At 67.1% G+C, this 25,771-nt stretch carries 35 protein-coding genes; 30 read left to right on the forward strand and 5 right to left on the reverse strand.

Translation table 11 applies throughout. From position 1 onward, the window contains the following. The first annotated feature begins 64 nt into the window (after positions 1-64). On the forward strand, positions 65-832 hold the full coding sequence (locus D3877_RS11850) for a hypothetical protein (RefSeq protein WP_119831015.1): 768 nt from the start codon (positions 65-67) through the stop codon (positions 830-832). Here the strand turns inward: D3877_RS11850 and D3877_RS11855 are convergent. The 4 genes from D3877_RS11855 to D3877_RS11870 form a co-directional block, all read right to left on the reverse strand. Then, the gene (locus D3877_RS11855) at positions 829-1,392 is read right to left on the reverse strand and encodes a hypothetical protein (RefSeq protein ID WP_147395173.1); all 564 of its coding nucleotides are present in this window, start codon (positions 1,390-1,392) and stop codon (positions 829-831) included. The genes D3877_RS11850 and D3877_RS11855 overlap by 4 nt on opposite strands. After that, positions 1,389-1,802 (reverse strand): hypothetical protein, encoded by a 414-nt coding sequence (locus D3877_RS11860; RefSeq protein ID WP_119831017.1) that lies wholly within the window; start codon positions 1,800-1,802, stop codon positions 1,389-1,391. Before D3877_RS11860 ends, D3877_RS11855 begins: the two co-directional genes overlap by 4 nt. A 71-nt stretch (positions 1,803-1,873) precedes the next feature. Further along, positions 1,874-2,425, reverse strand: coding sequence for a Crp/Fnr family transcriptional regulator (locus D3877_RS11865; protein WP_158599887.1), 552 nt, complete (start codon positions 2,423-2,425; stop codon positions 1,874-1,876). A 497-nt stretch (positions 2,426-2,922) separates the two neighbouring features. Next, positions 2,923-3,423 (reverse strand): hypothetical protein, encoded by a 501-nt coding sequence (locus D3877_RS11870; protein ID WP_147395174.1) that lies wholly within the window; start codon positions 3,421-3,423, stop codon positions 2,923-2,925. Here D3877_RS11870 and D3877_RS11875 point away from each other — a divergent pair. The 11 genes from D3877_RS11875 (at position 3,400) to D3877_RS11920 (ending at position 10,842) form a co-directional block, all read left to right on the forward strand. Then, a complete protein-coding gene (locus tag D3877_RS11875; protein WP_119831020.1) occupies positions 3,400-3,624 on the forward strand; it encodes a helix-turn-helix domain-containing protein in 225 nt (74 codons plus the stop codon). The two genes, D3877_RS11870 and D3877_RS11875, sit on opposite strands and share 24 nt — an antisense overlap. A gap of 120 nt (positions 3,625-3,744) precedes the next feature. Continuing rightward, positions 3,745-4,305, forward strand: coding sequence for a hypothetical protein (locus D3877_RS11880; RefSeq protein ID WP_119831021.1), 561 nt, complete (start codon positions 3,745-3,747; stop codon positions 4,303-4,305). 3 nt (positions 4,306-4,308) lie between these two features. Continuing rightward, on the forward strand, positions 4,309-5,142 hold the full coding sequence (locus D3877_RS11885; RefSeq protein ID WP_119831022.1) for a sigma-70 family RNA polymerase sigma factor: 834 nt from the start codon (positions 4,309-4,311) through the stop codon (positions 5,140-5,142). Beyond that, complete coding sequence (locus tag D3877_RS11890; RefSeq protein WP_119831023.1) at positions 5,142-5,363, forward strand: GcrA family cell cycle regulator; 222 nt, start codon at positions 5,142-5,144, stop codon at positions 5,361-5,363. Before D3877_RS11885 ends, D3877_RS11890 begins: the two co-directional genes overlap by 1 nt. Before the next feature lie 36 nt (positions 5,364-5,399). After that, the gene (locus tag D3877_RS29830) at positions 5,400-6,221 is read left to right on the forward strand and encodes a hypothetical protein (protein WP_158599889.1); all 822 of its coding nucleotides are present in this window, start codon (positions 5,400-5,402) and stop codon (positions 6,219-6,221) included. 8 nt (positions 6,222-6,229) lie between these two features. Next, positions 6,230-6,757, forward strand: coding sequence for a RuvC family protein (locus D3877_RS29835; RefSeq protein WP_158599891.1), 528 nt, complete (start codon positions 6,230-6,232; stop codon positions 6,755-6,757). Further along, positions 6,754-8,226, forward strand: a complete 1,473-nt coding sequence (locus tag D3877_RS29840; RefSeq protein ID WP_158599893.1) for a DEAD/DEAH box helicase — start codon at positions 6,754-6,756, stop codon at positions 8,224-8,226. Before D3877_RS29835 ends, D3877_RS29840 begins: the two co-directional genes overlap by 4 nt. Next, positions 8,223-8,894, forward strand: a complete 672-nt coding sequence (locus D3877_RS11905; RefSeq protein WP_119831026.1) for a DNA methyltransferase family protein — start codon at positions 8,223-8,225, stop codon at positions 8,892-8,894. Before D3877_RS29840 ends, D3877_RS11905 begins: the two co-directional genes overlap by 4 nt. Further along, positions 8,891-9,109: a hypothetical protein gene (locus D3877_RS11910; protein WP_119831027.1), complete on the forward strand. Its 219-nt coding sequence runs from the start codon at positions 8,891-8,893 to the stop codon at positions 9,107-9,109. Before D3877_RS11905 ends, D3877_RS11910 begins: the two co-directional genes overlap by 4 nt. A 3-nt stretch (positions 9,110-9,112) precedes the next feature. After that, positions 9,113-10,315, forward strand: coding sequence for a DUF1376 domain-containing protein (locus D3877_RS11915; protein ID WP_119831028.1), 1,203 nt, complete (start codon positions 9,113-9,115; stop codon positions 10,313-10,315). Beyond that, positions 10,312-10,842, forward strand: a complete 531-nt coding sequence (locus D3877_RS11920) for a hypothetical protein (protein WP_119831029.1) — start codon at positions 10,312-10,314, stop codon at positions 10,840-10,842. Before D3877_RS11915 ends, D3877_RS11920 begins: the two co-directional genes overlap by 4 nt. A 2-nt stretch (positions 10,843-10,844) precedes the next feature. On the opposite strand, the gene D3877_RS30565 is transcribed toward D3877_RS11920, so the two are convergent. After that, complete coding sequence (locus tag D3877_RS30565; protein WP_238474864.1) at positions 10,845-11,891, reverse strand: pentapeptide repeat-containing protein; 1,047 nt, start codon at positions 11,889-11,891, stop codon at positions 10,845-10,847. 147 nt (positions 11,892-12,038) lie between these two features. Between D3877_RS30565 and D3877_RS11930 the strand changes: the two genes are divergently transcribed. The 18 genes from D3877_RS11930 to D3877_RS12010 all read left to right on the forward strand — a co-directional run bounded on the left by D3877_RS11930 (position 12,039) and on the right by D3877_RS12010 (position 25,771). Continuing rightward, positions 12,039-12,509 (forward strand): terminase, encoded by a 471-nt coding sequence (locus D3877_RS11930; RefSeq protein ID WP_119831031.1) that lies wholly within the window; start codon positions 12,039-12,041, stop codon positions 12,507-12,509. After that, positions 12,506-13,258 (forward strand): terminase large subunit domain-containing protein, encoded by a 753-nt coding sequence (locus tag D3877_RS11935; RefSeq protein ID WP_119831032.1) that lies wholly within the window; start codon positions 12,506-12,508, stop codon positions 13,256-13,258. The genes D3877_RS11930 and D3877_RS11935 overlap by 4 nt, the downstream gene beginning before the upstream one ends. A gap of 8 nt (positions 13,259-13,266) precedes the next feature. Beyond that, positions 13,267-13,398, forward strand: coding sequence for a hypothetical protein (locus D3877_RS30840; protein ID WP_274379629.1), 132 nt, complete (start codon positions 13,267-13,269; stop codon positions 13,396-13,398). Positions 13,399-13,402: 4 nt separating this feature from the next. Further along, positions 13,403-13,642: a hypothetical protein gene (locus D3877_RS11940; RefSeq protein ID WP_119831033.1), complete on the forward strand. Its 240-nt coding sequence runs from the start codon at positions 13,403-13,405 to the stop codon at positions 13,640-13,642. A gap of 3 nt (positions 13,643-13,645) precedes the next feature. Beyond that, a complete protein-coding gene (locus D3877_RS11945; RefSeq protein WP_119831034.1) occupies positions 13,646-14,392 on the forward strand; it encodes a phage terminase large subunit family protein in 747 nt (248 codons plus the stop codon). Continuing rightward, the gene (locus D3877_RS11950; protein ID WP_147395175.1) at positions 14,379-16,637 is read left to right on the forward strand and encodes a portal protein; all 2,259 of its coding nucleotides are present in this window, start codon (positions 14,379-14,381) and stop codon (positions 16,635-16,637) included. Before D3877_RS11945 ends, D3877_RS11950 begins: the two co-directional genes overlap by 14 nt. Continuing rightward, positions 16,634-16,849 (forward strand): hypothetical protein, encoded by a 216-nt coding sequence (locus tag D3877_RS11955; protein ID WP_119831036.1) that lies wholly within the window; start codon positions 16,634-16,636, stop codon positions 16,847-16,849. The genes D3877_RS11950 and D3877_RS11955 overlap by 4 nt, the downstream gene beginning before the upstream one ends. Further along, complete coding sequence (locus D3877_RS11960) at positions 16,846-17,850, forward strand: hypothetical protein (RefSeq protein WP_119831037.1); 1,005 nt, start codon at positions 16,846-16,848, stop codon at positions 17,848-17,850. The genes D3877_RS11955 and D3877_RS11960 overlap by 4 nt, the downstream gene beginning before the upstream one ends. 17 nt (positions 17,851-17,867) lie before the next feature. Beyond that, complete coding sequence (locus D3877_RS11965; protein ID WP_119831038.1) at positions 17,868-18,878, forward strand: N4-gp56 family major capsid protein; 1,011 nt, start codon at positions 17,868-17,870, stop codon at positions 18,876-18,878. Between the two features lie 66 nt (positions 18,879-18,944). Continuing rightward, the gene (locus D3877_RS11970; protein WP_119831039.1) at positions 18,945-19,298 is read left to right on the forward strand and encodes a hypothetical protein; all 354 of its coding nucleotides are present in this window, start codon (positions 18,945-18,947) and stop codon (positions 19,296-19,298) included. Positions 19,299-19,356: 58 nt separating this feature from the next. After that, positions 19,357-19,629, forward strand: a complete 273-nt coding sequence (locus D3877_RS11975; RefSeq protein ID WP_119831040.1) for a hypothetical protein — start codon at positions 19,357-19,359, stop codon at positions 19,627-19,629. Between the two features lie 29 nt (positions 19,630-19,658). Next, complete coding sequence (locus D3877_RS11980) at positions 19,659-20,162, forward strand: hypothetical protein (protein ID WP_119831041.1); 504 nt, start codon at positions 19,659-19,661, stop codon at positions 20,160-20,162. 15 nt (positions 20,163-20,177) lie between these two features. Further along, complete coding sequence (locus tag D3877_RS11985) at positions 20,178-20,864, forward strand: phage adaptor protein (RefSeq protein ID WP_119831042.1); 687 nt, start codon at positions 20,178-20,180, stop codon at positions 20,862-20,864. After that, positions 20,861-22,942 carry a hypothetical protein gene (locus D3877_RS11990; protein WP_119831043.1) on the forward strand — a complete coding sequence of 694 codons (2,082 nt, stop codon included), beginning with the start codon at positions 20,861-20,863 and terminating at the stop codon, positions 22,940-22,942. Before D3877_RS11985 ends, D3877_RS11990 begins: the two co-directional genes overlap by 4 nt. Beyond that, positions 22,939-23,646, forward strand: a complete 708-nt coding sequence (locus D3877_RS11995; protein ID WP_119831044.1) for a hypothetical protein — start codon at positions 22,939-22,941, stop codon at positions 23,644-23,646. The genes D3877_RS11990 and D3877_RS11995 overlap by 4 nt, the downstream gene beginning before the upstream one ends. 10 nt (positions 23,647-23,656) lie before the next feature. After that, the gene (locus D3877_RS12000) at positions 23,657-24,409 is read left to right on the forward strand and encodes a hypothetical protein (protein WP_119831045.1); all 753 of its coding nucleotides are present in this window, start codon (positions 23,657-23,659) and stop codon (positions 24,407-24,409) included. Next, positions 24,409-25,086, forward strand: coding sequence for a hypothetical protein (locus D3877_RS29845; RefSeq protein ID WP_158599895.1), 678 nt, complete (start codon positions 24,409-24,411; stop codon positions 25,084-25,086). The genes D3877_RS12000 and D3877_RS29845 overlap by 1 nt, the downstream gene beginning before the upstream one ends. A 10-nt stretch (positions 25,087-25,096) precedes the next feature. Continuing rightward, on the forward strand, positions 25,097-25,771 hold the full coding sequence (locus D3877_RS12010; RefSeq protein WP_147395176.1) for a hypothetical protein: 675 nt from the start codon (positions 25,097-25,099) through the stop codon (positions 25,769-25,771).

Genomic DNA, 25,771 nt, shown 5'->3' on the forward strand with positions numbered 1-25,771 from the left:
AAATCCTTCACGTCACCATGCGTCAGCGCCCCGCCTTTGGGTCGCGCAACGCATGGAGACATGAATGCACCCCTTTACGCTCAACGCCCCTGCCCGCCTGGCCGATCTGCCCGTCCCGGTCGGCCCCCTGCGCGGCCTGCTGCTGACCGCGCGCGATCACCTGTGCGCCCTGGCTGAATCGGCGGGCGTCACGCTGTGGGTCAACCCGCGCATGGAAGGGTTGCTCGCGGTCAATGATCGCGCGCGCGCCGCCGGGACGTGGGATGAGATCCTTCCGGCGGCGTCCATCCGGCACCGCAGCCTGAACCCCAGCAACGCCTACTGGATCGACGGACGCAACGCCGAGGGTGAGACGGTGACGGTCCAGGCGGGCTTGCTCTACGATTGCCGGGAGCGGTCGATAGGCCAGCGGTTCGCCGACCTGTCGGTGTTCTACGACGATCCTCAGCAACAAGCCCCGGCGGGCGAGTTTTGCGACGTGACGTCGGAGACAGCCCTTGGCCTGCGCGGGCGGATCGTGTGGACCAACGCGGGCTGGACCAAACCAGGGGCGGGAAAGCGCGGCCTGTTTCGGACGGCGCAACGGGCGAACAAGCTGGCGTCGTGGCTGCTGTGGCAGCCTGACGCGATGATTTCGGTTGTGGATCCCGACATCGTGCCGGTGTGGTCGCCCGAGCGCATGGGGATTCGGCACATGGATCCGGCTCCGACGATCACCTTCAATCAGGCGGGGGTTGGCTTGCTGCCGATGCACTTCGTCCTGTTCAGCCGGTCGCATTTCTTCGGCGATCTGGCGGCGCTGGCGGTCGATGAAGCGGCGGTCGCCGCCTAACCGGGCCAGTCGATGACGGTCAGCAACGCCCGCTGGCCGCCCGGCGAAACCCAGCCCATCAGGAGGTGGCTGTAGACGATTGGGCTGGCGAGTCCGTGGATAACCAGATGGTTGTAAACTGGCTCGCCGCCCTCTATCGCCTCCTGGTAATGGTCGGCCAAACTGACCGAATACTCGCTGTGCGGGTCGGCATGGTCCGGTTTGCCCAGCATGGACCGCGCCCATCCGACACCTAAGGCGCGGACGGTGGCGTCAGCAAAGCGCCGACAGGTCAGCGGCCCGCCGGGGGTGGCGTCAAAATACCCGCAATGCCGCAACAGCCCGGCGTCGGCAAGATCGCGCGCGAGCGTGACCGGAGGGGCTGCCTTGATGGCCTGCCACCGCTCCAGCAGCGCCGTTTGGTGGTCGGCGGCCACGCCAACCGGCTGCCGGTGGATCGTGACCGTGACGGCCTGCGGCGGTTTGGGCGGCGGGTCGCCCAACCGCCGAACAAAGGCCGGGATTTCCAGCCTCCGGGGTGCAAGCGACGCTGCCGACGGCAGGATCAGCGTCGCCGTCATCGCGCCCGCGCCACCGACAGGACCGCCGCACAGATCGAGCGCGCAATTTCGGGCGTCGCGGCTCCAGCCCGCAACGCGGCGTCGATCAGGCTGGGCCGGGCGTCGGCAGGCAGATCGTCGGCGGATTGCGCAAAGGCGACGGACGCCGCCCCGAATTGGCGCTCTGCGTGCATCAATTCCACAGTCTGGATGACCTCCGTGAAGCGATCCTGAAAGTACGACGGGATCGCTTCGTCAGCAATGGCGGCATCAATCGCGTTGCGCACTTGTTCTTCGCAAAAATCGAAAATGTCCGCATCGGCGCCCGATAGTCCGGCCTGCACATATCCGAGCAAAGCCGACAGCACTTTCAGATTCCTGTCGTCCGGTCCGAGATTCCAGCCAAGCCGCGATAAGTCACCGTTTTCCACGCGCGCAACTCCCGTTGGTGTCGAAAAAATCATCGCTGGAGCAACCGCCGCGACGCAAGCGCATTTTCGCGTCAAAGTAGCCCCTCGCGAGTCAGACCTTCCCGATCCAAGATCGCCACTCGACCTGCTTTGGCGATCAGGCCCGCGACGCGAAACGCGTCAAGGTGGCGCTGGATCGTCGAGCGCTGGACGGCTAGAATCTCAGCCAGTTCGATTTGGGTTAGCGGCACCGCGCCGGTGGTTGGGTCGGCGCGCGCGAGCAGCAGCCGGGCGAGCTGCGCGCGCAGGTCGTGCGTCCGAACCTTTTCATCAACAGCCTTGGCGTAGGCGAATTCGGCGAACCAGAGCGCGATGCCCCGCCAAGCCTCTGGCGTGAGCTCGAACGCGCCCAGAAGGTCGGGCGTCGCGATGCGCAACAAGGTGCAATCGGTTTCAGCGATGGCGGTCGCTGTCCGTGGTCGGTCAGCGAAAACCCCCAGATCACCAATCGGCGCGGGCCATTCCAGCAGGGCGAGGCGGACGTCCCGCGACGTCACCAGCACGCTTCCTGTTGCGATAATGTAAAGGGCGTCGCTTGGCTCGCCTTCGCGCACGATCAATTGTCGCGCGGCAAAATGCTGCACATGCGCGCTTTCGACCAATTTCCACAAACACGCGCCCGCAATGTGAGACAGGAGCGGACACGATGTTACGGTGTTAAATTGCTGATCTGTTAGCATCCGTTCATTAGATGGCGATATTGTAATAATTACGTTACGATTCGACGCAATTATTCTTGCTGGAATGACCGATTTCGGTCTGCGGTTTCGCTTTTCCGCGTGACCCTTCCTTCATACAATTGAATGGCGAGCCGATTGGAGCAATCGAATTATTCCCGCGTGCACTCAGAAGGGAGGGGGATTGGGAGCCAGCCGCAACAAGGCATGGGAGCCGGGCGGATCGGATAGCGTCAACCCGCGAGAAAATTGCGTCGGGCGGAGCGGCGCGAGGTGTGTGGGTGTGCTGGAATGGTCGGAAACAAATGCGCTGAGGACAATGATGAGCGATTCGCGGGCGGTTCTGGAAGAACGATTCTGGAGTCTTTGGGGTCAACTACCGTTAGAAAAGCGCCAGGGGGTGCTTAATGATTTGACTCACCATCTTGACTTGATGGAGGGACAAGGCTTTCAAGGAACGCAACCGCCTTCTCCATCTGGTCAAGCGTCAGGCGGCTGAGAAGTTTTGATGCCTTTTCGTCTAGTTCGGCGTTTGTCCCAATCAACTCAGACAAACGGACCTCCCGGCTAAGGAGTTCTCCGGCTCCTCGCGCCAATTTCTCATACGTATCTGCGCGCATGTTCTTGGGACGAGTGCCATCCAATATTTGCCGTAACGTGGCCTCGCCAATCCCTGATCGGGTCGCCCAACGATTGACGCTCTTCAAGCCGAACGGCTTGTTCGCATCAAAAAAAGCGCGCAACGCCTCGCGCCGCCGCTCACGATCCTGCTCTTCCAGATTCATTGAGCAAATTTCGCTCATTTCGCGCTTCTGCGCGACCGTGCTGTTGCACGTATTTGGAGCTTGACCGTATTCGTGCTTTAGCGCGAATATCAGCCCATGACGATCTCCCAAGGCATCCATCGCGCTCGCTCCTATCTCCAGGCGCCGGGCGTCAACCGGGCCAAGGTCGCGGAAGCGGCGGGCCTGAACTGGCACGCCGTCAACAACCTGCTGAGCGGCGATCCGCGCCTCTCCACGCTGCTGGCGATTGAGCGGGTCATCCCCCCCGATTTCGTGGCGCCGGAGGTTGCCCCCCTCCCCCACACCGGGGAGGCCGCCTGAATGCCTCCCCACCACCAGAAGGCGGCCAAAGGGCCGGAAGACGCATGCTCGCCCGCGACCTTTCCGCCGCGCGCGCCGCGCTGGTGATCGCCATCAATCGCATAGAGGGGACGTGACATCATGTTGCGGATGCTACGCGACGCGCGTGCGCAATCCACGGAAAGGCTTGTCCAAAAGCTGTCCAAGCAGCGCGGCGCCGGGGCGCGACAGGGGCTTTGGCTCCTGCGCGAGTTTGATGTGGACGGCCAAGGCCGCCCCCGTCGGTTGTCGGCCATCCACTCCATCGTCGCCGAGCTTTTCGGCGTCTCGGATCGGACGGCGCGCCGGTGGGTCGAGGGCGAACTGGCGGCGCCTCGCTATCTTGAGGAGATGCGGCAGCGCTGGGGCTTGGCGTTCGTCATCCACCTGTTTGACGACAGCGGCGATCCCGCCCGGCAGGACGCCATCTGGAAGCTGCGCGAACTCGACGACGGCATGGCCGTCATGGTGCGCGAGCGCGAGGCCCTGCTGGCCGAACTCGGGACCGGCGACCAATCGCTTTACCGCTCGGCCTCGGCCATCCCGCCCAGCGCGCGCGCGCTCCAGGCCGCCCGCATCTTCGCCGATCTCGTCGAAGCCGAACGCCGCGACCATCCGACCAGCTTCGTCGGGCGCCTGCGCGCCCGATTCGGGAGGGCTTAACCCATGCTCAACCCCACGCTCAGCCGCATGGCCCGTCTCGCGATGGCCGCCGCCCTGCTGACCGCCGAAGAGGAGCCGGGCCTGATCGCCGCCGCGCAGTCCGGCGACCGCCGCGCCATCGACTGCGTGATCCGGTCGCACATGCGCATGGCGGTCAAGGCCGCGACCAATTACCGGCATTACGGCCAGCCCCTTGATGACCTGTTCCAGGCCGGTTGCTCCGGGCTGGTGATGGCGCTCAACCGTTTCGATCCGAAGCACGGCGTCCGTTTCGCCACCTACGCCCAGTGGTATGTGCGCGCCGAGGTGCAGGAGTTCGTCTTTCGCAACACGAGCTTGGTTCGTCTCGCGACCACGGCGGCCGCGCGGACCCTGTTCTTCCGCATGCGGGCGGAACGTTCACGCATCGAGGCGGCCATGCCGGGAGCGTCGGTTGGCGCGGTCAACCAGGCTCTCGCCGCGCATTTCGGGGTGTCGGTCGGTGAGGTTGAGCGCTTGGCGGCGGCGCTCGACGTCGGGGATTGGTCGCTCGACACGCCGGTCTCGGAAGACGGCGACCTCCGCCACGTCGATGTCTTGGCGGATGATCGCCCTGATCCCGAGACGGCCTTCCTGGAGGCCAACGACGGGGCGGTCCTGCTGCGACGGCTGCGCAGCGCGGTCGAGGCTTTGCCGGAGCGCGACCAAGTGATCGTAGGTCGGCGCGTGCTTGCCGACGATCCCACGACGCTGGAGGCGATGGGCGCCGAGTTGGGTCTCAGCAAGGAGCGGATCCGGCAGTTGGAAAAGCGCGCCATCACGCGGGTGGCGGCCAGCATGGCGCAGGAGATGGCGTGATGACGCCGATTCCCGCGCCGCCCTTGGCCACCCGGTCGGCGAGCGTCACCCATCTGCATCGAGCGATCCCGGCGCCGCGCGTCTGCCAATGGATCGAGGGCGAGCCGACGCCAGACGATTCCTGCAAATGCGGCGCGCCGTCGGCGCCGGGCCACGCCTATTGCGGCCCGCACCTGCGGCGGGCGTACCGGATTCCGCCGGACGCCCAGCCGACGCCCTGATTTCCCACCAACCTGTTTCCCATCAAGGAGGCCCACGTGGCACGAGGCAGACGTTCATCGGGCGGAAAGTCCAGCAAAGCGGAGCAGCTCCGCGAGCGGTCGAAAGGGCTTCAGGCCCATCAGTTCCACCGCTTCCTCGACGAGGTCAGCACGAAGCGGCAGGATCTCAACGACGCCAACACCGAGCACGCCTCGGCCTGGAAACAGGCGGACGCGCTGGGCATCCATCCGCGCGCGGCCAAGCAGATCGCCCGTCTCGACAAGATGGACGCGCTCAAGCGGCAGGACGAGCTGCGCAGCTTCGACCAGATGCGCGGGTTCATGGCGGAGCGCTGGGGGGCGGAGCCTGACATCTACGAGCAACCGCCAGCCACACCGCTGGAGGTCGCCATCGAGGAGCGCTCTGGCGGCGGCGATGACGCCCCGCAATCGTTGGGCGATCTCGTCAATCACCTCGTCGAGGGCGCGGCGAACGAGGACGGTCCCAAGCCCGCCTATGACGTCGCCTCTCCGCCGGACCTGCCCGGCCCGTCGGACGCCGCCGCCCTTGAGGCGGATTGGGGCGAGGATGGCGCCGACGCCGCCAGCCCGGAGCTGGACAACGCCGGTTACACCTTCGCCAATGGCCGCGCGGCTGGCCGTGACGGAAAGGGGCCGGAGGCCAACCCGCACGCCGCGACGTCGCCGTCCCACGCGATCTGGGAGCGCGGTCGCGCCCAAGGGGCGGCGGCGGGCGACGCCGACGACCTTTACGAGGCGGTGGGCGACGATTCCCCGCCGGTGGAGGATGCGCCGAAGAAGCGTGGCCGTCGTCGCGCCAACGGATCCGACGCGGCTGGCGCCGCTGCGGTTCACTGACGGGGGCGATGATGGCTGGCGGCGTCCTTGCCCTCGATTTGGCGACGAACACCGGATGGGCGTTGGGGCGGTTGCCGTTGCAACCGCTCTTGCCCATCGAGGCCCGCGTCCAGAAGCCGCCGCAACCGATGTCCGGCTGGGTGCGCTTCGGCGCGCCCGGCTGTTCGGTCGGGGCGTTCGCCGACGCCGCCGAACGCTGGGGCCGCGCCTTTCTGACGGAACACCAGCCGACCGGAATGATCATCGAAAAGCCGATCCTGCCCCAGGAGACCAACCCCGACACGGTGTTGAAGCTCAACGGGTTGGCGGCGGTCTTCCTGATGCTGGCCCATCGGTTCAGCATCCGCTGGGTGCGCAACGCCCAGCCCTCCACCGTCAAGAAATCATTCTGCGGACGAGGCGGTCCCGGCAAAGAAGGGGTGCAGGCGGAATGTCTGGCGCGCGGGTGGCGGTTCGCCACCGACGACGAAGCCGACGCGCTCGCCCTCCTCGATTACGCCGGACACCTTGCCGCCAAGGAAAGGGCCGCCGCATGAGCGCCATTGTTTCCGGTCAAGCCTCGCTGTTCGCGTCTGACGTCCCCAAGCGCCCGACTCTGCGCCCCTATCAGGATCGCGGCGTTGCGGAGATCCTCGCGTGCCTGCAACGGGGCGTCGATCCCCTCTACGGGCTGCCGACCGCTGGCGGCAAGACGACGGTGTTCGTCGCGGTCACAGAATTCGTGGTCGGGCTGGGGTGGGAGGTTTGGATCCTCGTCCATCGCCGCGAGCTGCTGAAGCAGGCGAGCGCCCGGCTGCTGTCCATGGGCATTTCGCATGGGCTGATCGCGCCCGGCGAGCCGCTGACCGACGACCTGGTGCAGGTCGCCAGCGTGGACACCCTCGGCGCCCGGCTGGATCAACTGCGCCACCGCCTCGCCCGCGTCCGTCTGGCCATCATCGACGAGGCGCACCATGTGGTCGCCGCGAAGTGGCAGCGGGTTCTCGACGCCATGGTGAAGGCCCGCCGCCTGGGCGTCACCGCCACGCCGTTCCGCTACGACGGCCGAGGCTTGGGCGCGCATTTCCGGCAGGCCATCGAAGGACCGACCGTCGCCGAGCTGATCCGTGACGGCTATCTGGCCCGGCCCGCCATCTTCGCCCCGCCCGCCAAGCTGGACCTTTCCAAGGTCAAGAAACGCGGAGGCGATTACGTCGCCGCCGATCTCGCCAAGGCCGTCGACACCGATGAACTCACGCTTCCGGCGGTGCGCCATTACGCCCGCATCTGCGGCGGCGTTCCCGCCATCGTCTTTTGCGCTGGGGTGGAGCACGCGCGCCATGTCGCCCAGCAGTTCCAGGCGGGAGGTTGGGAGGCGGCGTCCATCGATGGCGAGATGAGCGTCCAGGAGCGCGACCGGGCCATCCGGCATCTGGCGTCCGGGCGACTGTCGGTTCTGACCAGTTGCGACATCATCAGCGAAGGCACCGATCTTCCCATCGTCGGGGCCGCCATCCTGCTGCGCCCGACGGAATCCACCGGCCTGTATCTTCAGCAGGTCGGGCGTGTCCTTCGAACCTACGAGGGCAAGGACAAGGCCATCATCATCGACCAGGTGGGCAACGTCGCCAAGCACGGCATGCCCGACGAGCGCCGCCTGTGGTCGCTGGATGGCGGCCTGAAGGGGTTGGAGCGGGCGGTCAACGCGACGCGGCGCTGCCGCCATTGCCACTTCGTCTGCGCCAAGGGGCCGAGCGCCTGCCCGCATTGCAGCCGCGCCTATCCGAAGCCGCCGATGGCCGCCGTGCCCGAGGTCGCCCTGGCGAGCATGCCCAGCATCGGCGGCGTTTCCGCCGAGATGATCGCCCGGATGAAGCTGGTCGACATCCTGCCGCTGGCCCAGACGGAGGAGGATTTGCGCCGGGTGGCGGCCATCAAGGGCTACAAGCGCGGGTGGGTGCAGCATGTGCTGAACGACCGGGCCGCCACCAAGGCGCATGGCTACATGCAGCGGAGGTATGGATGAGCCAGAACCGCTCACACGCCGTGATGGCGCAACGCGCCGAGCCGCACGACAGCCTGGATTTTTTCCCGACGCCGCCCTGGGCGACGCGGGCGTTGTGCTGGCACGTCCTCCGGGAAATCTTCGGCCCCACCGAGGACATGAGCGTCTGGGAGCCAGCCTGCGGCATCGGCGCCATGGCGATCCCGCTCAAGGAACGGTTCCGTCGGGTCTATTCCTCCGACGTCCACGACTATTCCCACATTTGGCCCGGTCAGGAGCGCGTCACCGACTTCCTCCTGCACGGATCGGAAAGCCCGTGCATCGAGACGCAGGGCGTTGACCTGATCGTGACCAACCCGCCGTTCCGGTTGGGCGTCCAGTTCGCCCGCCGCGCCCTGGAGGCCCCATTCGTCCGGCGCGGCGTCGCGCTGCTTGTCCGCACCGCCTTCTTGGAATCGGTCGAGCGGCACCGCCTATTCACCGATCACCCGCCCGCCGTCGTCGCGCAGTTCGTCGAGCGCGTGCCGATGGTCAAAGGTCGGCTCGACCGCAAGGCCAGCACGGCGACCAGCTACGCCTGGATCGTCTGGGCGCGCGGCCAGACCGACACGCGGATGCGGTGGATCCCGCCATGCCGCAAGGCGTTCGACCGGGACAGCGATTGGCCCGTCCAAGGATCACCATCATGAGCGCCGTCGCCGACATCAGGCCGGGCGTGGCCTTCGCCGTGTCGCATCTCCGCCGGTTGGCGGCGGATGCGCTGCGCGAGCAACCCACCGACCAGACCCGCCACCTCTGCCTGACCGACGCCGCCCTGCGGCTGGAACGGGCAGCCCTTCAGCAGGGCGCGGCGCGCCGGGCCGACCTGTTTACCTCTCATCAGCCAGCCAAGGCGGCGGAGTAGATCATGGCCACCGAACCCCTCCCCGATCCGCTGGTCCCCGCAGAGATCGACATCGCGAAGCTTGATGGCTTCATGCTCGACACCCGGCGCGTCCTGTCCTCCGAACTGTTGGCGCTTTCCAGCGGCGACGAATTCAAGGCGGCGGTGACGCTGTGGTGCCGGGCGTGGCAGCAGCGCCCGGCGGCCAGCCTGCCGAACAACCCGGCCATCCTGGCGAGCTTCGCCGGGGTGACGCCGCAACGCTGGGCCAAGATCAAGGACATGGCCCTCCGGGGCTTCATCCTGTGCAGCGACGGGCGGCTCTACCACAAGGTTCTCGCCGAAGACGCGTTGCGGGCTTGGGAGGCCCTGACCAAACGTCACGACCGCACGAAGAAGGCCACGGAGGCGCGCAAAAAAGGACGTGACGGTGATCGTGACGATGAACGTCACGATGCGGCGAACGAACCACGTTACGATAAACGTCACGTTGACCGTGACGACGTTCGTAACGACCCTCGTAACGTGGTCCCAACAGTTGTGCGCGACAGGACGGGACGGGACGGGACGGGAGAAAAGAAAAAAGAATCCTTGGCAGGCGGCGGCAACCGTGAGGCGGCCCGCCCGCCGCCCGATGATCCGGGGGATGGGGATTTGGGGGCCGATGGTCCGGGCGCCGATCCGAACGATGGGGTTCTCGCCATCCGGCGGGGCGTCGCCGCCGCGTTCGAGCGCTGGTTCGACGAACCCGACCGCCCGTTCAGCCCCGCCGACGACGAGCTGTTCGCCGCCTGGGTCGAGACCGGAACCCAACGCGGCCTGTCGCCCGCCGACAGCGCCGCCGCTGCGGTCGAGGAGGTCCAGCGCCAGTTCCAGCGGCTGGAGGGCAAGGGGGCCAGCCAGCCCCGCTCTCTGCGCGCCGTGCTCGACGCCGACGTCCGCGCCGCCATCCGCGGCGCCAAGCCGGTCAAGCCCTCCGCGCCCGGCAAGCCCCCCGCCACCGTGCCGCCGCCCTACGCCGGGCATTTCGAGCCGGTCGAATTCGCCGCCTGGATCGCGCCGTGCGTCGTCAGCGTCGCCGACGGCGTCGCCACAATCGTCGCCCCGACCCGGCGGGACCGCGATTGGGTCGCCCAGCGGTTGGAGGCCAAGCTGCGCGCCGCGCTGGGCGTCGATGCGGTCGAGGTCGTGGTGGCCGCCGCCGCGCCACGGAGCGCCGCCGCATGAACGCCGCCCAGCCCTCCACCCGGCAGCCCCGCCGCCGCGTCCCCGAAGGCCTGCGCCGCGCGTTGCCGATGCTGGTGCTGGTTCGCAAGCAGACCGACGCCCAGATCGCGGCGGATTGGGGGCTGGAGGCGTGGCAGGTGGCCTGTTCGCGCGCCAGGATCGGCTTGCCGAACCACGCCGGGTGGCCTTGCGGCGACGAGCATTTGCAGCGGCTGGTGCTGGTCGAGCGGCTGACCGACGCGGAAATCGCCGCGCACTACGCCGTTGGCCCGAGGGCGGTCGAGGCGCGCCGTCTGCGGCTGGGCTTGCGCCGACCGAACGATCCCCGGCCCGAGGCGCGGCGGACCATTGTCGTGATCCGTCGGGCAGAACCGTCGCCGCTCGACCGGGCACTCGACGGGCTGGGGAGTCGGGTAAAGCCGGGGCGGCATGGTAGCTGGATGCTCGATGGGCGTCCGGTCGGTGTCGTCACGGTACTTCGAGCGGGATTGGGCGACGTTCAGCCGGGTCGGTTTCAGGTGGGATGACGTCAGGGAGGCAGGCCTGTCCCAGTCCATTTGCGGCCATCCGGGAGAATGGTGTCTTTAAAAGTTGTATTGGTGAGGGAGGCCTCGCTCAGGTTTGCCTTACTCAGGTCGGCTTCGCTCAGGTCGGCTCCGCTCAGGTAGGCTCCGCTCAGATTGGCCTTCCTCAATTTGGCTCCACTTAGATTGGTCCCGTTCAGGGCGGCTCCACTCAAGTTGGCTTCGCCCAGGAAGGCCCTGCTCAGGTTGGCTCTGATCAGGAAGGCCTCGCTCAAGTTGGCCTCGCTCAGGCTTGCCTCACTCAGATTGGCTCCACTCAGATTGGCTCCACTTAGATTGGCCCAAGACAGGTTAGCCTTTCCAAGATCCGTTCGTGAAAGGTCAACCATGATCTTTTTCGCGGAGCGCTGCTCTTTCAAACGGCAAATGACGTCAAGAATCAACTTAATGTCCGTGGGAAACGGTGTTGTGGGAGGGGGCGCAGTTGTCCCGTCCGTTTCGACGGAGGGTAAAGCCGGGTGTATCTCGCGGACGTAAGCGCAAAGGATTTCAATGGATTGAGACAGAAGACGCGGGGCAGATTTTCCCAACGCCTCCAAGGCCAGCGCCGCACCCATGCGGATGGATGACGTGTCGTGCCCCAGTTGCTCGACCGCCTTGGCGAAGGCTTCGGCGTCCAGCTTACGCGCCGCTGTCATCCCGTCTCGGTGCTGGTTCCAACTGCGCCAGAAAGCCAGAGCCACGCCAATCAAACCAACCGGCCCCGCCGCGAGCAGTCCGATGGCCGCGACCAGCTTGCCATAGGCTTCAACCTGTTTGTCCGGCTCCTGGATGGTTTTGAAGGCCTTCAAGGCAAGGCTGGTGTTGGCGCCGATCAGGTCCCAGCCGCCAATGAACCACAGCCCCGGCCCCAACAGGGCCGCGACCACAACCAGGATCACCAAGGCGACCGTGGCGGCGGGATGATTGCGCCCCCATGCGACCATGGCGGCCATGGGAAGAAGGGCAATTTCAACCGCAAACCGTAACCAAATCTTCAGCGAATATGGCATTCTTATCATCTTCCCACAGCTTTTTAATTGCTCTCAATACCGAACCGCACGCAAAAAACAACGACTGAAAAAATACACAACTTTTACCATAACAGCCACACCTGCGAACCTCTTCTCACCCCGCCGCCTGCGATCCATGGTCGTGGCATGGCGACCCGTGCTGAACGTACCGAAGAAAAAAGAGCGGCCTTCCTCAAGGCGCTCGAAGAGAACGGCGGCAACATCACCGCCGCCTGCAAGACCGCGCGCTATGCCCGGCAGACCGCCTACGAGGCGCGCGAACGGGATGAGGTCTTCGCCAAGGCTTGGGACGAGGCGGTCGAGCGCGGCATCGACGCCTTGGAGGACGAGGCCCTGCGCCGGGGCAGCAGCGGCACCCTGAAGCCCGTCTTCTATCAGGGGGCCAAGTGCGGCACCGTCCGCGAGTATTCCGACACGCTGCTGATCTTCATGCTGAAGGCCAAGCGCCCGCTGAAGTTCCGGGACAACGTGGCGATTGAGCATTCCGGCAAGATCGACCACGGCGCGCTGTCGGACGACGAGCTGAACGCCAAGATCGCCAACCACATCGCGAAGCTGGCCGCCGGTGGCGGTGGTGACGGAGGGCATGGCGAATGATGGCCGCCCTCACGCCCCAACAGATCGCCGCCATGCCGCGCGCGGAGCGCGAGGCCCTGCTCGCCATGCTGGAAGAGCGGGAGCATCGGCTGTCGCGCATCGGCTTCGCCGCCCTGTTCCCCGAGGACGGGCCGCGCGCGCGCCACCTCTACCCGCGCCACATGGAGTTCTTCGCCAGCGGCGCGCGGTATCGGGAGCGCTGCTTCATGGCCGCGAACCGGGTGGGAAAAACGGTCGGCGGCGGCTTCGAGATGACCTGCCACCTGACCGGCGATTATCCCGACTGGTGGGAGGGCAAGCGCTTCCACCACCCGGTGCGGGCCTGGGCCGCAGGCAAGACCAACGAAACCACCCGCGACATCGTGCAGGGCAAGCTGCTGGGCGACATCCTGCGCGGCGCGGAAAAGAACGTCACCGGCACCGGCATCATTCCCGGCGTCAAGCTCGGTCGCCCGACCTGGAAGCAGGGCGTGCAGGATCTCGTCGACACCATCCCCATCAAGCACAAATCCGCCGGATGGTCGGTGCTGGGCTTCAAAAGCTACCAGCAGGGGCGCGGGTCCTTCGAGGGCACCGAACAGCACGTCATCTGGCTGGACGAGGAGCCGCCGATGGACGTCTACGGCGAATGCCTGATCCGCACCGCCACCACGCGCGGCGTCGTGATGATCACCTTCACCCCGCTCGAAGGCATGAGCGAGGTGGTGATGCAGTTCCTGCCGCAGGATATGCGGCTTTCCGAGATGTGAGGAGCGTCATGGAGTCCTTGCCCGCGCTTCGCGTCACCGAGCCGCGCCCGACCTTCCTGGGCGCGCCCATTCCGTTCCGCGCCTTCCTGCTGGTCAGCGCCGCGCCCCTGTGGGCCGTGGTCGTGCGTGGGGAGGGTTGACCGCATGTCCGTGAACATGGCGCTCCAGCCCTGCCGCGACTGCGGCGCCCGGCCCGGCATGGCGCACTTCGACGGCTGCCCGCAGGACGGCGCGCTGATGTCGGCGGTTCCCCTTCCGTCGCCCAGCGCGCCCCCTCTGTCCAGCGCCTCGCCCGTCGCGCCGCTGACGTCTCCGCCGAAATATCCGGTGGGCACGCCGCAGGCCGACACGCTGCACCAAGCCCTCAAGCGGATGGGCGGTTGATCCATGCCCGAAATAACTCCCAGCCGGTATTTGGTTCAGGCGGGCTGGTCGGATGTTCCGCATTTGGACGCTGATACCCAGCGCGAGCTGCTGGCCTCGACGCAGCCCTACCTGCGCGACGCCCGGTCCAAGGGCGTTCCGTCGCTCGGCGCCGGCGCCATCTATCCGGTCGCCGAGAGCGAGATCATGGTGGAGCCGTTCGCGATCCCGGCCTATTGGCCGCGCGCCTACGGCCTCGACGTGGGCTGGAACCGCACCGCCGCCGCCTGGGGCGCTCACGACACCAACACCGACACCCTCTATCTCTACGCCGAGCATTACCGGGGCCAGGCCGAACCCTCCACCCACGCGACCGCGATCCGGGCGCGCGGCGACTGGATGCCGGGCGCCATCGACCCCGCCGCGCGTGGCCGTTCTCAGCGCGACGGCGAGCAGCTCCTCCAGAACTACCTTGACCTTGGCCTCAAACTGACCAAGGCCGACAACGCGGTGGACGCTGGAATCGACGACGTTTGGATGCGGCTCGCCACCGGGCGGCTGAAGGTGTTCCGCACCTGCCTCAACTGGTGGGCGGAATACCGGCTCTACCGGCGGGACGAGAAAGGCAAGATCGTCAAGGCCAACGACCATCTGATGGACGCCACCCGCTATCTGATCCGCACCGGCCTGGGGCTGGCCATCACCGCGCCCGCCCACGCGCGCGGCGCCATCACGCATCACATTGTCGGAGATTCCCATGCCGGGTATTGACGTGCCGCTCGCCGACGCGATGGGGGAAGAGCAGGCTCGGCAGGAGGCCGCCACCGCCGAACTGCGGCTTCAGGACCGCGCCCGCCAGATCGCCAGCGACCTCGAACGGCTGGTGAAGGACGCTGTGACCAAGCGCGTGACCGTCGAAGATCGCTGGTACGACGATCTCCGCCAGTATCATGGCCGGTACGACGCGACCACCGAAGCGGCGCTGCGCAAGGCCGAGCGGTCGCGTCTGTTCGTCAATCAGACGAAGCCGAAGACGAACGCCTGGAAGGCCCGCCTGTCCGACCTGCTGTTTCCGACCGACGACCGCAACTGGGGCATCCAACCGACGCCGGTCCCCGAGTTGAGCGACGTGGCCAAGACGCCGAACGACCACCCCGACGAGCGGCGGCGGCAGGAGGGCGAGCAGGCCCGCGCCATGATGGAGGACGCCCAGCGCCGAGCCTCGGCCATGCAGACGGAGATCGACGACCAGTTGACCGAGAGCCGCTACGGCATCCACGCCCGCGAGGCCATCGACGACGCCTGCCAGCTCGGCACCGGGATCCTGAAGGGGCCGGTGGTGGACAGCCGGACGCGGCGGAGCTGGGGGAAGGTGCCAGCCCAGGGGCCGGACGGCACGCTGATCGAAATCGACGCTCTGGTCGAGGTTCAGGATCCACGACCGAAATACACCCGCGTTGACCCATGGCGCTTCTACCCCGACCCCAACGGGAACCGGGTCGAGGAATGCGAGTATTTCTTCGAGCTGCATCTGCTGTCGAAAACCGAGTTGCGGCGGCTGGCCAAGAAGCCGGGGTTCTCGCAAGACGCCATCCGCCGGTTGCTGAAGGAGGATTCCCGCGAGGCGCCGCCGCCCTGGATGGCGCAGGTCCGCTCGATCACGGACGGCGACACCGTGTCGGTCGAGGGCAAGTTCACGGTGTGGGAATACAACGGGCCGCTGACCGCCGAACAGCTCTGCTGTCTCTACACGGCCAACGGGAGGGCCGACGTGGCGTCCGAATACGCCGACATCGACCCGCTCGACGAGGTGCAGATCGTCGTGTGGTTCTGCCAGAACGAGGTGTTGAAGTTCGGCATCCATGTTCTCGACAGCCAGGACCCGATCTATTCGGCCTTCTGCTTCTCCCGCGACAAGGGCAGCTTCTGGGGGCGGGGTGTGCCGTCGCTGATGCGCGACACCCAGTCGGCGCTGAACGCGGCGTGGCGGATGATGATGGACAATGGCGGCCTGTCGACCGGGCCGCAGATCGTCATCAACAAGGAGCGCATCGAGCCAGCCGACGGCAAATGGGAGCTGAAGCCGCGCAAGCTGTGGTGGGCCAGGAACGACGCCTCGTCCGGCGCCGCTGGTCTGAAGGCCGTCTTCGAGACCTACGCCATCGACAGCCGACAGGCCGAGCTGCTGAACATCATCAAGGTGGCGAAGGAGTTCATCGACGACGAGGTGTCCTTGCCTCTGATCTCCCAGGGCGAGGCGGGCGCGCACCAGACGCAGACCGCCAACGGCATGTCGATGCTCCAGAACGCCGCCAACGTCATCTTCCGCGACGCGGTCAAGGATTGGGACGACGAGGTGACGACGCCGAACATCCGGCGCCTCTATGACTGGAACATGCAGTTCAACCGGAAGGACGGCGTCAAGGGCGACTTCGAGGTGGACGCGCGCGGCACGTCGGTCCTGCTGGTCCGCGAGGCGCAGGCGCAGAACCTGATGACCATGTGCCTTCAGTTCACCGGGCATCCGGTGCTGGGGCCGCTGGTCAAGGCCGCGCCCATGCTCCGCAAGACCGTGCAGGCGCACATGCTGTCCGCCGACGAGCTGATCAAGACCGACGACGAAATCGCCAAGGATCAGCAAAGCCAGCAGCAGGCGCAACAGGACGGCCAGCAGGATCCTCGCGCCGAGATCGAGATGAAGAAGATCGAGGCGGCGATGCAAAAGGCCCAGATCGACGCCCAGACGAAGCTTCAGGTCGCCCAGATCAACCGCGACACCGAACTCGCCAAGCTGGCCGCCGCGCAGAATCTCACGGTCGAGCAGATGCGGTCGAAGCTCCAGATGCAGGCCGCCGACCAGGAGCACAAGGAGCGCATCTTCGCCGCCGAGGTCGGCTTCAAGGACCGGCAGTCCGCCCGCGACCGCGCGCCGGTTCCCGGCCAGGCGTCGCCCGGTCTGGGCGGAGCGCCCGTCCATCCCGTTCAGCCCGCCTCCGGGACGCGGTTTGCCCCATGACCGGCATCGACAAGCATTCCGCCACTTGGGCGGCGGTCTCGGCATGGGCGGACGCGCGCCGAGCCGCCATCCGCGCCGAAATCGACAACCCCGCCACTGGGCACGACCGCACGCAGCTTCTGCGGGGCCAACTGCTGGAACTGTCAGGCCTGCTCGCCCTCACCGAGGAGCGCCCCACCATTGAGATCAACACGGAGACCTATGGGCTATGACGACCGCCACGCACCCGCCTGCCGACGAGCCGTTGACCGCCTCCACGACGGACGGAGCGGGCGATTCCTTCGAGACCGCCTTCGCGGAGTTCGCCGGGAGCCCGTCCGGCGCGGTTTCGGATGGCGCGGCGCCGTCCGAGCGATCCGACGCGACCGGCGGAGAGCGGACCGACGGCGCGCCGCCGCCCGGAGAAGCGGAAGGGGGAGCCGCTCCGGCGCAGGTCCAAACGCAAGGGGGTGGACACATCGCGAACGGCGACGATATATGGAACAGCGCAAGCGAGCAGCAACGGGCCGCCTTCGAGGCCGCCCAAGCCAAGCTTCACGCGCTGGACCATGACAGCCGCTCCAACCGGGGCCGCGTCGCGGCGCTCCAGCGCGAAACCGAGACCCTGCGAAAGCAGTTGGCCGCCCTCCATGGGGCCGCCGGTTCGACAGGCCAGGACCAGACGGACGCCTCCGACGCCGACATTCGTCGGCTCCAAGAGGAATATCCCGAGGTCGCACGCCCCGTCCTCAAGCAGATTTCGTCGTTGCAACGGCAACTCAACGAAGCGCAACAACGCCTCGACCGGCGGGAGTCCCTGGAGACCCAGCGGGAGCGCGAGCAGGCCCTGGACCGCGAGGAGCAGGCCCTGGCTCAGATGCACCCGGATTGGGACAAGGTGACGGCCCGGCCCGAATTCACGGCGTGGCTGTCCACTCAGCCGCGTTATGTGGTCGAAGCGATTCAGCGCAACGGCGAGGCCATCCAGGACGCGGCGGAGGCCGGTGACATCATCACCCGCTTCAAGCAGGCGACCGGGATCGCTCAAGCAACGGCGGCAGCCTCCGCGCCCGCAGCCGTCACGGCGACGGGCGCATCCGCGAACCTCGCGGCCCGTCGGCAACGCCAGCTCGAGTCAGGGGCGACGATCACCAGCCGAGGCGCAGGCCCGGCGGGCGGTCCACCCGACGACTTTGAAGCTGCCTTCGCGTATTACGCCAACAAGGGCCGCTAACCGCAGGGCAACGCCCCATGGCCATCGGTCAGACCACCTACGGCGACATCAACCAGCGCACCGCCGCCTGGGCCGCCAGCGAGATGCTGAAGCACGCCGAGCCGGTGCTCGTGCTGCAAAAGTTCGGCATGACGAAGCCGATGCCGAAGAACAAGGCGGACACGGTCAAGTTCCGGCGTCCGATTCCCTTCGGCGCGGCCACCACGCCGTTGGTCGAAGGCGTCACGCCGTCGGCCCAGAAGATGAGCTACGAGGACGTGACCGCCACCCTCAAGCAGTATGGCAAGCCGATTGAGATCACCGACGTCATCGATGATCTCGCCGAGGATCCGGTGCTGAAGGACGCCTCGCAGTTGGCCGGAGAGCAGGCGGCGCTGACGACCGAGATGATCACCTATGGCGTCATCAAGGCTGGCACCAGCGTCTTCTACGCCAACGGCTCCAGCCGCTCGTCCGTCAACACGCCGGTCAGCCTGTCCAAGCAGCGGGCTGTGACCCGTTTCCTGAAGGCGCAGAAGGCGATGAAGATCACCTCCGTGCTGGACGGCTCGCCGAACTACGGCACCAAGCCCATCGAGGCGAGCTTCATCGCGGTCGCCCACACCGATCTGGAATCGGACATTCGTGGCATGGCCGGTTTCACCCCCGTCGCCGAATACGGCAGCCGCAAGCCGGTGTGCCCGGAGGAGATCGGCAGCGTCGAGGATGTGCGCTACGTCCTGTCGCCCGAACTGAATCCTCTCACCGACGCCGGTGGGGCCTATGCCGGGTCGGGCACGCCGATGGTGTCCACCACCGGGACCAGCGCCGACGTCTACCCGGTCCTGTTCTTCGGCAAGGAGGCCTTCGGCACCGTGCCGCTGAAGGGCGCGGGCGCCATCACGCCCATGGTCCTTAACCCCGGCAAGCCGGACAAGTCCGACCCGTTGGGGCAGCGCGGCTACGTCTCGTGGAAGACGTACTTCACCGCCGTGATCCTGAACCAGAACTGGATGTCGCGGCTGGAGGTGGCTGTCACCGCCCTCTAATCGGCCCCTTCCGTGCGGGCCGACAGCACCGGCCCGCCGCATTCCCTCCGTCAAGGACACCCCGATATGGCCAGCAACATGCGAACCGGCGCTGTGACCGGCACCGGCGCCGCCATCAACGTCAGCCTCGGCTGGCAGCCCGATTACGTGAAGGTGATGAACATCGCCGACGCTGGGAATCTCGATCCCATCATCGAATGGACCAGCGACATGCCCGCCGCCGCCGGCATGAAGTTCCTGCGCGTCGTCGACAACGCGACCACGGCGAACAAGAGCCACGCCTACGTCACGGCGAACGGCGTCAGCGTCTACGCGGGCAGCGCTTCGGCGGGCGAGGGCTTCACCATCGGGGCCGACGCGGACGTCAACGCGGCGGGCGAGAAGATCGTCTGGATCGCCATGCGCAACCAGCGCGGCTGAGACCCTGGGTCGGGCCGTTGCGGCGGCCCCCTCGCCCGCTTGAACAGGAGCATGGCCCATGGCCGCGCGGACCGCCTCTCTCCAGCTCATCTCGAAAATCCACGCCGGTGATCGCCGCGCGCTGGACACCCTGCTGCGCACCCTGCACAGCGCGCCGACCGTCACGGCCCTGACCGACAGCACCGGGGGTTCCGCGAACGACACGCTGGTGGCCGTCGGCGCCACGAACGGCAGCGACGTGAGCGCGGCCATCAACAACAACTTCGCGGACCTCGCGGCCAAGGTCAACGCCCTCCGTTCGGCGTTGATCACCGCTGGCATCCTGCCCTGATCCCGATCATTCGAGAGGTTTCACCCCCAATGTCGAACGATGTGACCGTCAAACTCGCCGACGCCACCGCCGCGCAACTGCGCTATTTCGCCGAAATCGTGCTCGGGCTGTCGCTCGGCCCCAACCCCGCCATCAAGACCGAGACGCTGATCGCCAAGATCATGTCGACCGGCTACCAGCGTGACGACATCACCGTCCCGGCCAGCGTCGGCGGCGACGCGGCGTCGCAGGCTTCAGCGGCGGACACCCCGGCGCACGCGGTCGATCCCGGCAGCTATCAGCGCGGGCCGCGCGCCTCGATCCTGATCGAGCGCCAGGAAGGCCCCGGCGGCGACCGCGACGTCTTCGTGGCGGTCAACGGCAAGTCGATGCTGATTCCGCGCGGCAAGCCCTGCGCCGTCGGCCTCCCTTACGTCGAGGCGCTCCAGCACGCCGTGCAGACCCTCTATAACATGGAGGAGGACGGCTCCATCACGTCCCGCGAGGTGCCGCTGTATTTGATGCGCATCCTCTCCATGCCCGCCGCCGCCTGATCGGACGCTCCAGCGATGGCAACCTTCCTGCAACTCTGCCAGTCCGTGGCGCGCGACAGCGGCACCGTCTCGGGCGTCCAGCCGACCAGCGTGACCGGCCAGACAGGTCGGCTGGCGAAGATCGTGCTGTTCACCGCAACGGCCTGGACCGACATCCAGAACAGCCGCAGCGCTTGGGCGTGGATGCGGGCGGAGTTCGAGGGGGGTGCGGCGGGCGGGGTCGGCGAATACACCGCCGCCGCCTGGTCGCTCGACGACTGGGCCGAATGGGTCGTAAGCCCCGGCTCCATCACCCTCTACGATCCGGCGGTCGGCGTCGCGGACGAGGGCGAGATCGACATTATAGGCTGGGACGCCTACCGGCGTCGCTACGGTCGCGGGGCGCAGACCATCGGTCGGCCCATCGCCTGCGCGGTGAAACCAAACGGCGCGCTGCTGCTGGGACCGATCCCGAGGGCGGCCTACACAGTGCGTGGCGAATACCGCACGGCGCCGCAATTGCTGACGACCAACACCGACACGCCGAACCTGCCAAAGCGCTTTCACGACATCATCAAATGGCGCGCGCTGTTGCTGCTGGCCGAGTTCGACGAGGCGCCGACCGCCATGGCCACGGCCGCCACGAACTACCGCCGCATGCTCGGCGACCTTGAGCGCGACCAGCTCCCGACCATCACCGTTGTTGGAGGGGCGCTGGCATGACGCAGCAGACCCAGCATTTCCAAACGGTCGGCGGTCTCGATCTCGTGACACCGCCGATCAAGCGCAACCCCGGCGCGGCCATCGGCGGTGTGAACTACGAGCCCCGCCTCGAAGGCTACACCCGCATCGCTGGCTTCGAACGCACCGATGGGCGGCCCCTCCCCTCCTCCGCCACCTATTGGGTCCTGCCCTTCGACGCGGGCTCCGCCGTCATCGCCGAGGGCGCGACCGTCACCGGCGCGACCAGCGGCGCCGTCGGCGTCGCCCTGATCGATGGGGTGGTCGAGAGCGGGAGCTACGGCGCCAGCGACGCTGTCGGCCATCTGGTGCTCACCGCCGTGACCGGCGCCTTCCAGGACAACGAGGCGCTCCAGGTCGCTGGCATCACCAAATGCAGCGCCGTCGGCGCCGCGACCGCGCGGGGCGCCTTCAACGACGCCGACGACCGGACGTGGCTGCGCGACGCCATCGCGACGGCGCGCGCCAACATCGCGGCTGTCCCCGGTTCCGGCCCGATCCGGGGCGTCTGGAAGCACGAGGGCATCCTCTACGCCTTCCGCGACAACGCAGGCGCCACGGCCTGTGTGATGCACAAGGCGACGGCGGCGGGCTGGGTGGCCTGCCCGCTCGGCAACCGGGTGACGTTCGTCACCGGCACGGGCGTCATCACCGAAGGCCAGACGGTCACGGGCGGAACCTCCGGCGCCACGGGCGTGGTCACGCGGGTGGCGGTGCGTTCCGGCGACTGGACCTCCGGCAACGAGGCCGTGGGCCAACTGGCGTTCGCCACCATCACCGGCGCCTTCGTGATCGGCGAGGCGCTGAAGGTGGGTGGCGTCACGAAGGCCGTCGCCAACGGCGGCTCGTCAGCGATCACGCTGCTGCCGGGCGGGCGCTTCGAATTCACCACCTACAATTTCACGGGTCTCGCGGGTGCGGCTCGGATGTATGGCTGCGATGGCGTGAACCCGGCGTTCGAATGGGACGGGGCGGTGTTCATGCCGATCCTGACCGGCATGACGCCGGACGCGCCGAGTCACATCGCCGCGCACGCCAATTATCTGTTCCTCAGCTTCCAGGCCTCCGACCAGTTCAGCGGCCTGGGCGATCCCTATGCGTGGTCGGTGCTGAGCGGCGCTGGAGAACTCACCATCGGCGAGACCATCACCGGCCATGTCGCGGGCTATGCCGGCACGCTGGTGATCTTCGGCCGCAACCGCATCGGGGTGCTGTACGGCACAGTGTTTAGCGGCGCCAACGCCGACGGCGAGCTGAAGATCATCACCGAGGAGGCTGGCGCCATCGAATGGTCGGTGCAGGCCATGGGTCAGCCGATCTTCCTCGACGACCGTGGCGTGCGCAACCTCGCCTCCGTGCAGGAGTTCGGCGACTTTCAGGCCGGCACGCTGTCCCGCCTGATCAAGCCCCACCTCGACGCCAAGCGCCGGGCCGACGCCGGGGTGGTCGCGTCGCTGCGTGTCCGCGACCTCAACCAGTACCGGCTCTATTGGAGCGACGGCACCGGCTTGGTGATGGACCTCAGCGGCGCCGGACCCGCCTTCATGCCGGTCAAGATCAACATGGTCGTGCGATGCGCCGTGTCGGTTGAGGGGGCGGACGGAGCGGAGGAGCTGTATTTCGGCTCGGATGCTGGCTTCGTCCATCGCATGGACAGCGGAGCCAGCTTCGATGGCGACCCCATCGCGGCCTATGTGCGTCTGGCCTTCAACCACCTTGGCGCGCCCACGCTGAACAAGCGCTTTCACAAGGCGACGGTCGAGGTTTCGTCGGCGCCCAACACCACCCTCTACGCGTCGGCCGATTTCGGCTATGGCGACCCTGACCTTCCATCGGCGGCCGAGCAGACGTTCGATGTGGCCGGCGGGGGTGGCTTCTGGGACGAGGCGGCGTGGAATGAATTTTACTGGTCCACGCCGGTGGAGGGCACGGCCGAGGCGTACATCGACGGCAGCGGCGTCAACGTCTCGCTCGCCATCGGCACCGAAGCGACCCATGAGGCCCCGCACACCATCCACGGCCTGACGCTCCATTCCAGCGCACGGGGGCTGAAGCGATGAGCAACGACTATTTCACCCACGAGAACCCGGAGGCGCGGCGAACGGTTGCGCGCGCCGAGAGCGTGAACGGCACGTTCCAGGCGATTGAGGCTGGATTCGACAAGCTGCCCGCCGAGGGCCAGGTCAAGCGCGGGACCGTCAGCTACGGCGCCGACAGCGGGATCGCGAACGCCTATCGGGTGACGCTGCCGTACCCTCCAACCTCCTACACCGAGGGCATGGAGGTGTCGTTCAGGGTCGGCGTCGGCAACTCCGCCGCGAGCACGGTCGACCTCTACGGAGCCTCTGGGGCGTTGCTGGGCGTGAAGCCCATCCGTCGGCAGGATGGCGGCGACACGGTCGTCGGCGACATGCCGACCGGCAGCATGACGACTCTGCGCTACGACGGCTCCACGTTCCGTATCGTCAGCGTCGGCGCGATGATCACCAAGCCCCAGTTGGATGCGGCTATCGCCAACGCCGTCCTCCCGGTGGGTTCGGGTCAGGTGAAGATCACGGGCAACGACGCGGTCGGCCAATACCTTGATGGCGCGGTGGCCGTGACCGCGCCGATGACCAAGACGATCCAGAACCCTGGCGCCGACGAGGCGCTGCTGCTCGGCATCGACCCGCTCGCCATCACCAACCTCTCCGCCGGTCTGCGGGCCACCATTGAGCGCGCCGCGCGCCGCTCTTCCATCGCCTTCGACGGCGCCAAACTCTGAGGATCTCGACGTGGCCATCGACGCGAACGTTCCCGGCAGCTATCAAAAGTTTACGGAAAGCCTGACCATCACCAACGGCACGAACGCAAAAATCGTTGTGGACTGCCTGCTGCCGGGTGTGGTTGCCGCCATCAGCGGCGAGATGGCCTTGCCCGGCGAACTGCTGCCGCGACAGCGCGTCTGGCAGGGTGGCGGACGGGTGATCGGCGGGTCGATCTCCAGCACCGACGGCACGGCCAAGAGCCTCCTGATCTACGTCGGCCAGTTGCTGACGACGCAGGATGCCACGAACACGGGTGTTCTGGCCCTCACCGCCAGCGGCATTGCCCGCGCGACCGGCAGTTTCATCGCCGACGGCTGGTCCCCCGGCAACGCCGTCATGCTTTTCGGGCCTGCGGCGGCCCGCAACGTCGGCAGCGCCACGCAGGCCAACACAGGGCTTCTCGCCATCGTCACGGCGGTCTCGCCCCTGGCCCTGACCGTCAATGGCGCCTCGTTCACCGCCGATGCCGCACTGCCAGCCGGCGCCCGCCTGTTCCGTGTCGCCTTGCGGACCCGCCGAGGCGTCGCGGTTAACGCAGGTTACGCTGACAATACCCCACCGACCCCGCTGATGGGCGGGGTGCAAGACCCTGCGACCTTCTCGGCGCCTGACACCGGCTGGGAGTTGGGCCAAACGAACGCGCTGATCGTCGCCTTGTTCGCAGCCGCGAGTGCGTTGCCAGCGCGCATCGACGTGATGGCCGAAGTGGGGCTCCGCTGATGGGCCGCTCGCAATACACGGGCCTGCCGCGCGCACCGCATTTGATCGGCCTGCCCGCCGCAAGCATGCAAAACGGTGGCTGGAAGCCCGTCGCGGTCGAGTGCATCTACCTGTCCTCCTCCGAAATATACGCGCCGCTCTACCCGTGCGAGGTGGAAATCATCGTCATTTCTCCCGGCGGTCGGGGTTTTCTAAGCGGCGGCGGGGGCGGCGGCTGCGCCTACAAGCGCCGCCGCGTGCTACCGAACGAAAAGCTCATACTCACAATCGACCCGGGCACAACCGCCACGAACTTTTACGATACGCGCGGCAGCATCTCGATTGACGGCGTGACCGTGACCGGCGGTCAAAATGGTTCGTCGTCGCAGGCCGCTGGCGACCCATTCGGCGGGATCGGTGGCGTCGCGACCGGCGGACAAATCAACAACAACGGTGGTCAAGGCGGTCGGTGGTCCGGCGGAGGCGAGCGCGGTGGGTCCGCCGCCAGCTTGACGGGGCCTGGCCTGATGGCCTCCACCGCCAGCACCGGCCCCTATAGTGGTGGCGGTGGATCCGCAGGCGGCGGGCCAAGCTCGGGCGGCGGCGGGCAGAACTACGGTGGCGGTGGCGGCGGTGGCGGTGAGGGTGGCGGCCAAGGCGGAGCGCATCTGTGCATTCTCCGGTTTATCCCAGTTTGAGTGAGGCACGATGAACGCTATCTATCTCGAAGTCTCGCTGCCGACCCGCGAACCGCGAGCCGGTACTCCGGTCGTCTTGCCGGGTTGGCTGGCAGATCTCAACCTGTCCCCCGCCGAATTGGCCGATCTGACCGACCGTGGCTATTCCGACGTCGGCTATTTGCTGTTCGTGGACAATCCGCCGCCTGTCGCTCCGACCGGGTCGGTTGCCGAGCGCGCGGGCTGGACGCTGGGCGCGACGACGGCGACGCCAGCCTGGGCCGTCCGAACGCTCGACCCCGCAGTGTGGTCGGGCATCCTGTCCTCCGCTCGCTCCGCCGCCGTCGCTGCCAACAACGTCGCTGCCGGTCGGGCGCGCGAAGCCTACCTGACCGCCGTTCCCGGCCAAGCCACGACCTATGCCGCCAAGCAGGCTGAGGTGGAGCGCTGGATCGGCGCGGACCGTCCCGATGACGCGCCCGCCGTCGACTATCCGTGGGCTGGCGACCGCGCCGCGCTGCTCTCCACCACCGTCACCGCCGTCCTGGCCAAATGGGAGGCCGTCACCGCCGCATGGGAGATGGTGGGGCGGCAGATCGAGACGGAGCGGGAGCGCGTCAACCTCGCCATCGCCGACGCCCTGACGCCCGACGCCATCCAGGCGGCGCGGGACAGCGCCGTCTATCCAACGCCCGAACGACCCTAG

Origin of the sequence: Azospirillum cavernae (assembly GCF_003590795.1) — a bacterium.
Classification (GTDB): domain Bacteria; phylum Pseudomonadota; class Alphaproteobacteria; order Azospirillales; family Azospirillaceae; genus Azospirillum; species Azospirillum cavernae.

Excerpts from the sequence above, each read along its gene's own strand:
- D3877_RS11965 (WP_119831038.1), top strand. The coding sequence starts at position 17,868 with ATGGCCATCGGTCAGACCACCTACGGCGACATCAACCAGCGCACCGCC.
- D3877_RS11980 (WP_119831041.1), top strand. The coding sequence starts at position 19,659 with ATGTCGAACGATGTGACCGTCAAACTCGCCGACGCCACCGCCGCGCAA.
- D3877_RS11995 (WP_119831044.1), top strand. The coding sequence starts at position 22,939 with ATGAGCAACGACTATTTCACCCACGAGAACCCGGAGGCGCGGCGAACG.
- D3877_RS11945 (WP_119831034.1), top strand. The coding sequence starts at position 13,646 with ATGCCCGAAATAACTCCCAGCCGGTATTTGGTTCAGGCGGGCTGGTCG.
- D3877_RS30840 (WP_274379629.1), top strand. The coding sequence starts at position 13,267 with ATGGAGTCCTTGCCCGCGCTTCGCGTCACCGAGCCGCGCCCGACCTTC.
- D3877_RS11940 (WP_119831033.1), top strand. The coding sequence starts at position 13,403 with ATGTCCGTGAACATGGCGCTCCAGCCCTGCCGCGACTGCGGCGCCCGG.
- D3877_RS11910 (WP_119831027.1), top strand. The coding sequence starts at position 8,891 with ATGAGCGCCGTCGCCGACATCAGGCCGGGCGTGGCCTTCGCCGTGTCG.
- D3877_RS11870 (WP_147395174.1), bottom strand. The coding sequence starts at position 3,423 with ATGGATGCCTTGGGAGATCGTCATGGGCTGATATTCGCGCTAAAGCAC.
- D3877_RS11950 (WP_147395175.1), top strand. The coding sequence starts at position 14,379 with ATGCCGGGTATTGACGTGCCGCTCGCCGACGCGATGGGGGAAGAGCAG.
- D3877_RS11850 (WP_119831015.1), top strand. The coding sequence starts at position 65 with ATGCACCCCTTTACGCTCAACGCCCCTGCCCGCCTGGCCGATCTGCCC.
- D3877_RS29840 (WP_158599893.1), top strand. The coding sequence starts at position 6,754 with ATGAGCGCCATTGTTTCCGGTCAAGCCTCGCTGTTCGCGTCTGACGTC.
- D3877_RS11890 (WP_119831023.1), top strand. The coding sequence starts at position 5,142 with ATGACGCCGATTCCCGCGCCGCCCTTGGCCACCCGGTCGGCGAGCGTC.
- D3877_RS29835 (WP_158599891.1), top strand. The coding sequence starts at position 6,230 with ATGATGGCTGGCGGCGTCCTTGCCCTCGATTTGGCGACGAACACCGGA.
- D3877_RS11885 (WP_119831022.1), top strand. The coding sequence starts at position 4,309 with ATGCTCAACCCCACGCTCAGCCGCATGGCCCGTCTCGCGATGGCCGCC.
- D3877_RS11990 (WP_119831043.1), top strand. The coding sequence starts at position 20,861 with ATGACGCAGCAGACCCAGCATTTCCAAACGGTCGGCGGTCTCGATCTC.
- D3877_RS11905 (WP_119831026.1), top strand. The coding sequence starts at position 8,223 with ATGAGCCAGAACCGCTCACACGCCGTGATGGCGCAACGCGCCGAGCCG.
- D3877_RS11930 (WP_119831031.1), top strand. The coding sequence starts at position 12,039 with ATGGCGACCCGTGCTGAACGTACCGAAGAAAAAAGAGCGGCCTTCCTC.
- D3877_RS11935 (WP_119831032.1), top strand. The coding sequence starts at position 12,506 with ATGATGGCCGCCCTCACGCCCCAACAGATCGCCGCCATGCCGCGCGCG.
- D3877_RS11875 (WP_119831020.1), top strand. The coding sequence starts at position 3,400 with ATGACGATCTCCCAAGGCATCCATCGCGCTCGCTCCTATCTCCAGGCG.
- D3877_RS11975 (WP_119831040.1), top strand. The coding sequence starts at position 19,357 with ATGGCCGCGCGGACCGCCTCTCTCCAGCTCATCTCGAAAATCCACGCC.
- D3877_RS11955 (WP_119831036.1), top strand. The coding sequence starts at position 16,634 with ATGACCGGCATCGACAAGCATTCCGCCACTTGGGCGGCGGTCTCGGCA.
- D3877_RS11855 (WP_147395173.1), bottom strand. The coding sequence starts at position 1,392 with ATGACGGCGACGCTGATCCTGCCGTCGGCAGCGTCGCTTGCACCCCGG.
- D3877_RS11985 (WP_119831042.1), top strand. The coding sequence starts at position 20,178 with ATGGCAACCTTCCTGCAACTCTGCCAGTCCGTGGCGCGCGACAGCGGC.
- D3877_RS11960 (WP_119831037.1), top strand. The coding sequence starts at position 16,846 with ATGACGACCGCCACGCACCCGCCTGCCGACGAGCCGTTGACCGCCTCC.
- D3877_RS30565 (WP_238474864.1), bottom strand. The coding sequence starts at position 11,891 with ATGCCATATTCGCTGAAGATTTGGTTACGGTTTGCGGTTGAAATTGCC.
- D3877_RS11970 (WP_119831039.1), top strand. The coding sequence starts at position 18,945 with ATGGCCAGCAACATGCGAACCGGCGCTGTGACCGGCACCGGCGCCGCC.
- D3877_RS11880 (WP_119831021.1), top strand. The coding sequence starts at position 3,745 with ATGTTGCGGATGCTACGCGACGCGCGTGCGCAATCCACGGAAAGGCTT.
- D3877_RS11920 (WP_119831029.1), top strand. The coding sequence starts at position 10,312 with ATGAACGCCGCCCAGCCCTCCACCCGGCAGCCCCGCCGCCGCGTCCCC.
- D3877_RS12010 (WP_147395176.1), top strand. The coding sequence starts at position 25,097 with ATGAACGCTATCTATCTCGAAGTCTCGCTGCCGACCCGCGAACCGCGA.
- D3877_RS29845 (WP_158599895.1), top strand. The coding sequence starts at position 24,409 with ATGGGCCGCTCGCAATACACGGGCCTGCCGCGCGCACCGCATTTGATC.
- D3877_RS11915 (WP_119831028.1), top strand. The coding sequence starts at position 9,113 with ATGGCCACCGAACCCCTCCCCGATCCGCTGGTCCCCGCAGAGATCGAC.